The sequence below is a fragment of the Massilia aerilata genome, assembly GCF_042656905.1.
Lineage (GTDB): Bacteria > Pseudomonadota > Gammaproteobacteria > Burkholderiales > Burkholderiaceae_D > Telluria > Telluria aerilata.
The window spans coordinates 89,523-97,778 of the sequence record NZ_JBHSMZ010000007.1 but is presented as its reverse complement, the minus strand read 5'-3'; the positions used below and the strand labels follow the sequence as shown (position 1 = coordinate 97,778).

The window sequence follows — 8,256 nt, the reverse complement described above, 5'->3', positions numbered from 1 at the left end:
GGTCAACGTGACCAATGGTGCCGACGTTGACGTGCGGCTTGGTCCGTTCGAATTTACCTTTTGCCATTCTTGACTCCTAAGATCCTAACGATTTTTTGAAAATACCAGGCACGCCTGACGGTCGGGTACTGCTGACTGCCGTTTTGAATTCTGGTGCCCTTGACGTGGATTGAACACGTGGCCTCTCCCTTACCAAGGGAGTGCTCTACCACTGAGCTACAAGGGCTGATTTGAAACTGGAGCGGGTGAAGGGAATCGAACCCTCGTCATAAGCTTGGAAGGCTTCAGCTCTACCATTGAGCTACACCCGCACGAGGTACTTCTCAACTCAACTGCTTTCGATTCACAACACGATCAACGCTTTTTGGTGGTGGGGGCTGGATTCGAACCAGCGTACTCAGAGAGGGCAGATTTACAGTCTGCTGCCTTTAACCACTCGGCCACCCCACCGCGAAGAACCGCAGAGTATGAAGCACGGACAAACTTCTGTCAACTACCGTTTCATCAGAACTGATCTGACTCACATAGTGTCGTTGCTTCGGGGCGTGATTGTAGCGACCCGACCGCAACTCCGCAAGGGCTGTTTGTAGAAAGTTCATCTCAAGCGCCCCGTATCGACGGAAGCCGCTAGACTGCTCCCAAACACGGGGTCGAGCATGGTCCGCATTCCACCGCGCGGTACGGCACGTTGGCACTGGTCGCAGCTGCTGCTGGCGAGTCTGTTCGTCGTCGGCATTTATGTGGCCATGCACTTCATCAGCGACGCCCTCGACCTGCCTCCCGGCTATGCCACCCCGGTCTTCCTGCCGGCCGGCGCCGGCTTCGCGCTGGCGGTCACGACCGGCTGGCGCATCCTCCCCGCGATCGCCCTCGGCTCCGCGCTGCTGCACCTGCCCGGCGCCTGGCTCGGCCCCGACGCCACCCCCTCCGCGGGCGCCGTGATCCTGGCCGTCACCACCGCCGGCTCGGTGCTCCAGGCCTGGCTCGGCGCCAGGTGGTTCCGGCGCCTGGCGCGGTCGGCGCTGGATTCGGCGCGCGACGTCGGCCGCTTCCTGCTGCTGGCGCCCCTGATGTCCCTGATCAACGCCAGCATGAGCGTGTCCACCCTGTACTGGCTGGGCCTGGTGCCGCAAGTGGAAGTGTGGCCCAACTGGGTCAACTGGTGGGCCGGCGACACCATCGGCGTGCTGCTGGCGGCGCCGCTGGTATGGATCATCTGCGGACGCCCGCGCCCGCTGTGGCGCAGCCGCGCCCTGCCGGTCGCCCTGCCCCTGATGCTGGCGGCGGCCGCCGTGGTGGCGGTCTACGAACAGGCCGTCAAGTGGGAAACCGAACAGCACCTGCAGCCCTACCGGCTCAAGGCCCAGCAGGTGGCGGACAACCTGCAGGCCGAGCTGAACGAGCACGAACGCTTCGTCGGCACCTTTGCCAGCAGCCTGGGCGCGGAAGACAAATACATGCCGCGCGACAAGTTCCTGCGCATCGCCAGGGGCTATGTCGATGGCCGGCGCGACATTGTCGGGCTCAACTGGATGGTGCCGGTGAGCGGCGCCGAGCGCAGCGCCTTCGAGGCCTGGGTACGCGCCGAGGTCGACAAGGACTTCGCCGGCGTGCGCGAACTGGGTCCCGACCGCAAGGCGCGGCCGGCCGCCGAGCGCGCGCTCTACCTGCCGATGCTCTATACCTGGCCGCCCGCCAACAGCTTCATGCGCGGCATCGACTTCATGACGGCGCCGGGGCGGGCCGAGACCACCCGGCGCGCATGGCTCAGCACCCGGGCGGTGGCCTCGCCGCCGCTGCAGCTGGTCACGACCGGCAACACCGGGATCTTGCTGCTGCATACGGCCGGCGAGCCCGGCCGGGCGCCGGCCGGCATGCTGGCCCTGGTGCTGGACGCGCATGCCTTCGTCGAGCAGGCCGTCAGACGGAGCGGCTTCGGCGGCTTTGCCTACAGCCTGGCCGACGTCAGCGACGGCAAGCCGCATGCGCTGGTGGGCGACTTCCTGCGCCCCGGCCAGCGCGCCGATTACCGGGTAGGACTGTCCTACGGCGGGCGCGCCTATGCGCTGCGGTTTTCGCCGACGCCCGCCTACATGGAACAGCAGCGCGGCCTGGTCAGCTGGACCGTGCTGACGTCCGGCCTGCTGCTGACCGCGCTGCTGGGCGCCCTGATGCTGCTGACCAGCGGCGAACGCGCCGCGGTCGAAGCCAAGGTGGCCGACCGCACCGCGCGCCTGCGCGACCGCGAGGCGCGCCTGCAGGCCATCCTCGACAATGCGGGCGACGCCATCGTCACCGTCGACGCCGGCGGCGTGGTGGTGTCGGCCAACCCGGCCACGGCGGCGCTGTTCGGCTACCCGCTGCCCCACCTGCAGGGCCTGGACTTCACCACCCTGGTGCCGGGCGCCGCCGGCGAAGACGGCGCCGGGCTGCTGCGGCGCCTGGACGGCGCGCCGTCCGACGAACGCGAGCTGAACGGCATCGACGCGCGCAGCGAACCCTTCCCGCTGGCGGTGTCGGTCTCGCAGGTCAAGCTGCCGGGCGAGCGGATGTATGTCTGCATCCTGCGCGACCTGACCGAGCAGCACCGCTCGCAGGCCGACATCCACCGCCTGGCCCACCACGACCCGCTCACCGGCCTCGAGAACCGCGCCGCGCTCGGCATGCGGCTGGCGCAGCAGCTGGCCCTGGCGCGCCGCGCGAACGCGCCGCTGGCGGTGCTGTTCATCGACCTCGACCACTTCAAGAAGATCAACGATTCGCTCGGCCACCAGGCCGGCGACCAGCTGCTGGTGGGCGCCAGCGCGCGCATGAAGGACCTGCTGCGCGACGCCGACACCCTGGCGCGCCTGGGTGGCGACGAATTCATCATCGTGCTGGCCGGCCCGCTCACGCCGGACAGCGTGACGGCGGTGGCGGTGCGCCTGGTCGAATCGCTGCAGCAGCCGTATTACCTGGGCGGCATCACCGCGCACAGCGGCGCCAGCGTGGGCGTGGCCCTGTTCCCGGACGACGGCGAGGATGCCGACACCCTGGTGCGCCACGCCGACATGGCGATGTACGCCGCCAAGCGCGAAGGCCGCGGCAATTTCCAGTTCTTCTCGCCGGCCATGAACGCCGCCACCCACGAGCACCTGATGCTGGAAAACCGGATGTGGGCGGCGCTCGAGCAGGGCGGCTTCGAAGTCCATCTGCAGGCCCAGGTCGAACTCGACACCGGGCGCGTGATCGGCGCCGAGGCGCTGCTGCGCTGGCACGATCCGGAACTGGGCGACATCGAGCCGAGCCGCTTCATTCCGATTGCCGAGGAATCGGGCCTGATCCTGCCGCTCGGCGACTGGGTGCTGGCGCGCGCCATGGCCCTGCTGGCGGAATGGCAGCACGAGGGACTCGGTGGATTGCGCCTGGCGGTCAACCTGTCGGCGCGCCAGTTCGGCGGCGGCGCCCTGCTCGCCCGCCTCGACCAGCTGCTGGACCAGCACCCGATCGACCCCTCGCTGCTGGAACTGGAGATCACGGAGACGGCCGCCATGCGCGACCCCGAAAACACCCGCGCCCTGCTGCGCCAGCTGCGCGCGCGCGGCTTCAAGCTGGCGATCGACGACTTCGGCACCGGCTATTCCTCGCTGGCCTACCTCAAATTGTTTGCGATCGACCGCATCAAGATCGACCGCGGCTTCGTCAAGGACATCGAGCACGACCCGAACGACGCCGCGATCGTCGGCGCGACCATCGGGCTGGCGCATTCGCTCGGTTTATCGGTGGTGGCGGAAGGGGTCGAGACCCAGTACCAGCGGAGCTTCCTGCGCGACAAGCACAGCGACGAAGCCCAGGGCTATCTGTTCGGGCGGCCGATGCCGGCGCGCGAGTTCGGCGACTTCGTCAGGGCGCAAGCGCAGCCAGTACCTGGCTCTTGAGCGCCTTGATCAGCGAAGTCTCGTCCGGCGGCACGCCTTCCGGCGCGGTCTGGATGCGGTCGGCATAGAACAGGCCGAGCTGGGCCTGGCCCACCACCAGCGGCAGCACGATGAAACTCTTCGCGTCCGGCAGCAGCTGGCGGTGCCAGGCTGGGAGCAGGTCGCGGATCTTCGGGCTGGCGGCGTCCGAGATCATCAGGTCGGCATTGTTCGCCATCGCCAGGAAGAACAGGTCGCGCCGGTCCGCCGTTGCGGCGGCGTTGTTGCCCGCCGCGGCAGGGAAGGTGAAGCCGGCCTGGGTCGCCGCCTTGTCCGCGCCGAAGGAGACACGGGCGCGGTACTGGCCGCTTTTGACATCCTTCAGGACCATGGTGGCGAAGCGGAAGCCCATCGCCGTGTGGAGCGTTTCGAGCACGGCCAGCACCACGTCGTTGACCTTGTGGCCGCCGGCGGCGCGCATCTGCGTCACGTCCTGCACGCCGGCCAGCAGCAGCTCGCGCGCATTCTTCGGCTTGCCGCTCGGGTAGTTGCCCTGCTCTTCCTCGCCCGCGCCCAGGGTCGCCAGCAGCAGCACGTTGGGCAGGCCGTCGCCGTCGCTTTCCTGCGGGCGCGGCACCGGCTCCAGGTTCATGCTCTGCAGCAGGCCGGTCATCTCCTGCGCCACCGCCGCGAACAACTCGTCCAGCTGCTTGCCGTCGATGTTCAGGGCATGGCCGTAACGCGCCAGCAGGGCCTGCGCCTCCGGGTTGCCGGCCGGGTCGCCGTCCTTCGCCAGCAGGCTCGCCACGTCGAGGCTGAAGGATGCCACCTGGCGCATCCATTCACCGCGGTTGAGCGCCACCTTCAGCGTGCCTTCCGGCAGCGGGCGCTGGGCGCGCATGATCACGTCCGGGATCTTCCATTCGCCCAGCACGGCCTCGGACAGCGCGTCGTAGCTGCAGCCGATGATCATCTGCGCCGCCTGCGCGAGCTTGTGCTTTCCCGAACCGGCCAGGGCCTTGATCTCGCGATAGCGCTCGTGCTCGTGGGAGGCCACCAGCAGCGGGCCCAGGTTCTTGAACAGCGCCCCGATCGAAGCTTCCTCGGCGCCCTGGTAAAAGCTGTGGCGGGCCATCTCGCGCCCGACCAGGCTGGCGCACAGCGAGGCTTCCAGCTCGACCCGCACGCTCCACGCATGCTCGCTGCTGGCCAGCGCATCCACCAGCAGCATCGCCAGCGCGGTGGTCTTGACGTTGTCGAAGCCGAGCAGGGAGATCGCCCGTGAAATCGTGGTGACGGCGGTGCCGGATGCGGTGCGGTACTTGACGGTGTTCGCCAGGCGCAGGATGCGCTGGGTGAGGGCGACGTCGGACAGCACGTAATAGGCCAGCGCATGGGTGCCTTCATCGTCCGAGGACGCCATCTGCACCACCCGCGCGACCGAACTGCCGAGCGCGAACATGTCTTCCTCGCCGCCGACTTTTTTTAACAGCGCGGCGCGGACTCGGCGGTGGTCCGGCACACCGGCATCGGGAATATCGTCCGTCGCCAAAGGCGAAAGGGGTACAGCGTTCATTTGCGTCGTGGCGCCTTGTTGTATTTCTTCAGCACCTGCTGGTGCAGGCCGGCCAGCGCCGGCAGCTTGGGGTTGACCGGATCGAGGCGGCGCACGCCGGCGATATAGGCGATGGCCTGCTGGCCCATTCTCTCGTCCCAGCCGCCATTGTCCAGGCACTTCAGGACCGCCAGCGCCGCGTTGAACACCACCTGCGGGTTGTCGGGCAGCTTGGCCACCGCTTCCTGCATCAGCGCCACCGCGCCCTTGAAGTCGCCCTCTTTCGCCCTGGCGGCGCCGCTGGCCACCAGGTCCACCACCTGCTGGCGGCTTTCCCTGGCCAGCTGCTGGGCCAGGTCGCCATGGCCGGTCTTTTCGAACACCGCCATCGCGCGGCCCATCGCGGCGCCGTTCTGGGCGTTGCGCATCACCTCGCGCATCACCTCGGCGGCGCCCTCTTCCATGTTGTTCTCGATCGCCACCCGCGCCAGCTCCAGCTTCAGGTCGGGCGCCACCCCCGGCGCATCCTTGCTGGCGGCCAGCGCCGCGATCAGGGATTCGTTCAGGCGCGCTTCGTTGCCGGTGTATTCGTGCACCATGCTGGAAGCGATCGCGCTGCACAGCGCCGCGCCCTTCTGGAAGGCCATCGACTTGTCGAGGTCGCGGATCACGGCCGCCGCCTGCACCGGGTCGCCCTTGCGCACCAGGGTCTGTACCAGGCGCACGTGGTCCTGCGGATCCTTGAATTCCGAGTACTTGGCCTTGCTGACCACCTGCTTCAGCACCTTTTCCGCCGTGTCGTGGTCGCCGGCCTCGAGCGCGGTCTCGCCCAGCTTGCGCAAGCGCCGCACCGCGTGCGGCGACACCGCCACCGCCTCGCCCAGCACCGCCTGGGCACGGTCCAGCGCGCCTGCCGCCTCGTGGGTGCGGGCCAGCCAGTCATAGGCGTCGACGAAGTTCTTGTTGCTGTCGACCAGGTCCTCGAGCAGCTCCTGCGCCTCACTGAAGCGCTCGCGCAGGAACAGGGTCTTGGCCAGGCCCAGGCGCGCCCAGGCAATCGCCTTGGCCTCGATCAGGCGCCGGTAGATCGGCTCGGCCTGCTCGGGTTGCCCCAGGAACACGTGCAGCTCGGCGCGCAGGCGCAGGAAATCGATCGCGTGGCGCGGATACTTTTCCTCGCCTTCGAGGCAGAGGTCGATGGCCTCGCGCTGGTTGCCCGACTCCATCAGCTCGTACACGGGCAGGAACACACTGCGTTTGTCCAGCGCGCGGGCGATGCGCTCGAGCAGGCGGTCGGCGGTGAAGGGTTTCAGGATGTAATCGGTGGGGCCGAGCTCGGCGGCACTGACGACCTTGCCGTAGTCGCCCTCGGCCGTCACCATGAAGAACATGGTCGCCAGCGGCATCAGCTTGTGGTGGCGCACGTCCTCCAGAAGCTGCTGGCCGTCCTGGCCGCCTTCCAGCGCGTATTCGCACAGCACCAGGTCGTAGTGCTTGAGGCCCAGGTGCTTGACCGCCTGGTTGGAGCTGCCGGCATGGTCAACCTTGCTCAAGCCGCACATTGTCAGCATGTTATGGATCGTCGCCCGCATCCCGGCATGCGGCTCGATGATCAGGGCATTGAGCCCGTCTAGTTCGTTCATATCCCGGTGTTTTCCGATCTGCCTTCGTTGGGCGTGGGCTCGCGGACTGCATGGGCCCGCGGGGCTGTCCGAGTATATTACGTCCAGGGAACAAAATACTTAAATCCGCACCAGAGACGGCGCATGAACTGTCTCAGAAAACCACACTTTATCAAGGTGGCAAGGGATGGGATTACTGCGCCGCGGCCTGGCGCACGGGGCGGCGGCCGCCGCCGGCACACTCGGCACGGGTGCCGCCGACCACGATGTTCTGGTAGCGCACCTCGTATTTGCCGGCCGAGAGCTTGTCGACCAGGAACCTGGCGCGCCCCAGTACATAGGCGTGGCGCACGTTCGAGCGGCGATCCAGGTCGTAGACCTTGACCAGCACCGGCGAGGGATTGTTGCTGTTGTCGACCAGGATCTGCATTTCCTCGCCCTGGTTGCCGACCGGGAAGCTGTCGATGTAGCCGGACTGGGCCGGCCATGGGTCGCCGTTCGGCGAGACCTGGCTCTGCAGGTCGGTATCGCAGTCGGGCGCGCGCGCCGGCACCACCAGCTGGGTCACGGCCAGGGCCTTGATGTCGGGCGGGGCGTCGCTCTGGCCGGCCGGACGGGCCCAGCCGTCGTTGCTGGTGTCGGCGCCGAGCGGATCGGGCGGGGAATTCGGGGTCGCGCCATTGCCGGCGCCGCTGCTCGTGGCGGGCGTCTTGCCGGCCCAGGCCAGCGCGGCCGGCAGCACCTTGGGCGGATCGACCAGCAGGATGGTCAGCACCACGCCGCCGGCAAAGAAGGCCAGCATCCCGCCCCACCAGCGCGGCGCCAGCAGGAAGCGCCAGCGCGACGGCGCCTCGACCTGGCGCGGCTCCCATTGGGCCTCGCCGCGCGGGCGCTGGCCCTCCTCGCCATGGCTGCCTTCCAGCCACTCGACTTCCCACTCTTCGGAGGCGATCCAGTCGTCGTGCTCCTTGCGGCGCAGCGGATCGGAGAGGATGTTGTAGGCGGTATTGACGATCGCCATGATGCGGGCGGCGCGTTCGTCGCCCGGATTCTTGTCGGGATGATACTTCTGGCTCAGCGCCTTGTAGGCCGCACGAATGACTTCCTGAGGCGCGTGACGCGACACCTTCAGATTGTCATAGTGTGTGTGGATTTTGGCCATAAGGTCGGAGCATAGTGACGG

The 8,256-nt window shown here is 67.7% G+C and carries 4 protein-coding genes, 3 tRNA genes and 1 pseudogene; 1 reads left to right on the top strand and 7 read right to left on the bottom strand.

Annotated features, from left to right (window positions below; all coding sequences use genetic code 11):
* The 4 genes and pseudogenes from ACFPO9_RS12585 to ACFPO9_RS12570 form a co-directional block, all read right to left on the bottom strand.
* Positions 1 to 67: pseudogene (locus ACFPO9_RS12585) on the bottom strand (GTP-binding protein); the annotation flags it as partial.
* Between the two features lie 84 nt (positions 68 to 151).
* Positions 152 to 226: transfer RNA gene (locus tag ACFPO9_RS12580), tRNA-Thr, on the bottom strand.
* Positions 227 to 237: 11 nt separating this feature from the next.
* Positions 238 to 311: transfer RNA gene (locus tag ACFPO9_RS12575), tRNA-Gly, on the bottom strand.
* A gap of 54 nt (positions 312 to 365) precedes the next feature.
* Positions 366 to 450: transfer RNA gene (locus ACFPO9_RS12570), tRNA-Tyr, on the bottom strand.
* A gap of 206 nt (positions 451 to 656) precedes the next feature.
* On the opposite strand from ACFPO9_RS12570, the gene ACFPO9_RS12565 reads away from it, so the two are divergent.
* The gene (locus ACFPO9_RS12565; protein WP_379771230.1) at positions 657 to 3,917 is read left to right on the top strand and encodes an EAL domain-containing protein; all 3,261 of its coding nucleotides are present in this window, start codon (positions 657 to 659) and stop codon (positions 3,915 to 3,917) included.
* Here the strand turns inward: ACFPO9_RS12565 and ACFPO9_RS12560 are convergent.
* The 3 genes from ACFPO9_RS12560 to ACFPO9_RS12550 all read right to left on the bottom strand — a co-directional run bounded on the left by ACFPO9_RS12560 (position 3,883) and on the right by ACFPO9_RS12550 (position 8,235).
* Positions 3,883 to 5,472, bottom strand: coding sequence for an HDOD domain-containing protein (locus ACFPO9_RS12560; protein ID WP_379771228.1), 1,590 nt, complete (start codon positions 5,470 to 5,472; stop codon positions 3,883 to 3,885). The two genes, ACFPO9_RS12565 and ACFPO9_RS12560, sit on opposite strands and share 35 nt — an antisense overlap.
* On the bottom strand, positions 5,469 to 7,094 hold the full coding sequence (locus ACFPO9_RS12555) for a tetratricopeptide repeat protein (RefSeq protein ID WP_379771227.1): 1,626 nt from the start codon (positions 7,092 to 7,094) through the stop codon (positions 5,469 to 5,471). The genes ACFPO9_RS12560 and ACFPO9_RS12555 overlap by 4 nt, the downstream gene beginning before the upstream one ends.
* 172 nt (positions 7,095 to 7,266) lie before the next feature.
* A complete protein-coding gene (locus ACFPO9_RS12550) occupies positions 7,267 to 8,235 on the bottom strand; it encodes a J domain-containing protein (protein WP_379771225.1) in 969 nt (322 codons plus the stop codon).
* Between the last annotated feature and the right edge of the window lie 21 nt (positions 8,236 to 8,256).

Bases quoted from the DNA above. Each gene is read 5' to 3' on its own strand.
- ACFPO9_RS12555 (WP_379771227.1), bottom strand. From the start codon at position 7,094: ATGAACGAACTAGACGGGCTCAATGCCCTGATCATCGAGCCGCATGCC.
- ACFPO9_RS12560 (WP_379771228.1), bottom strand. From the start codon at position 5,472: ATGAACGCTGTACCCCTTTCGCCTTTGGCGACGGACGATATTCCCGAT.
- ACFPO9_RS12565 (WP_379771230.1), top strand. From the start codon at position 657: ATGGTCCGCATTCCACCGCGCGGTACGGCACGTTGGCACTGGTCGCAG.
- ACFPO9_RS12550 (WP_379771225.1), bottom strand. From the start codon at position 8,235: ATGGCCAAAATCCACACACACTATGACAATCTGAAGGTGTCGCGTCAC.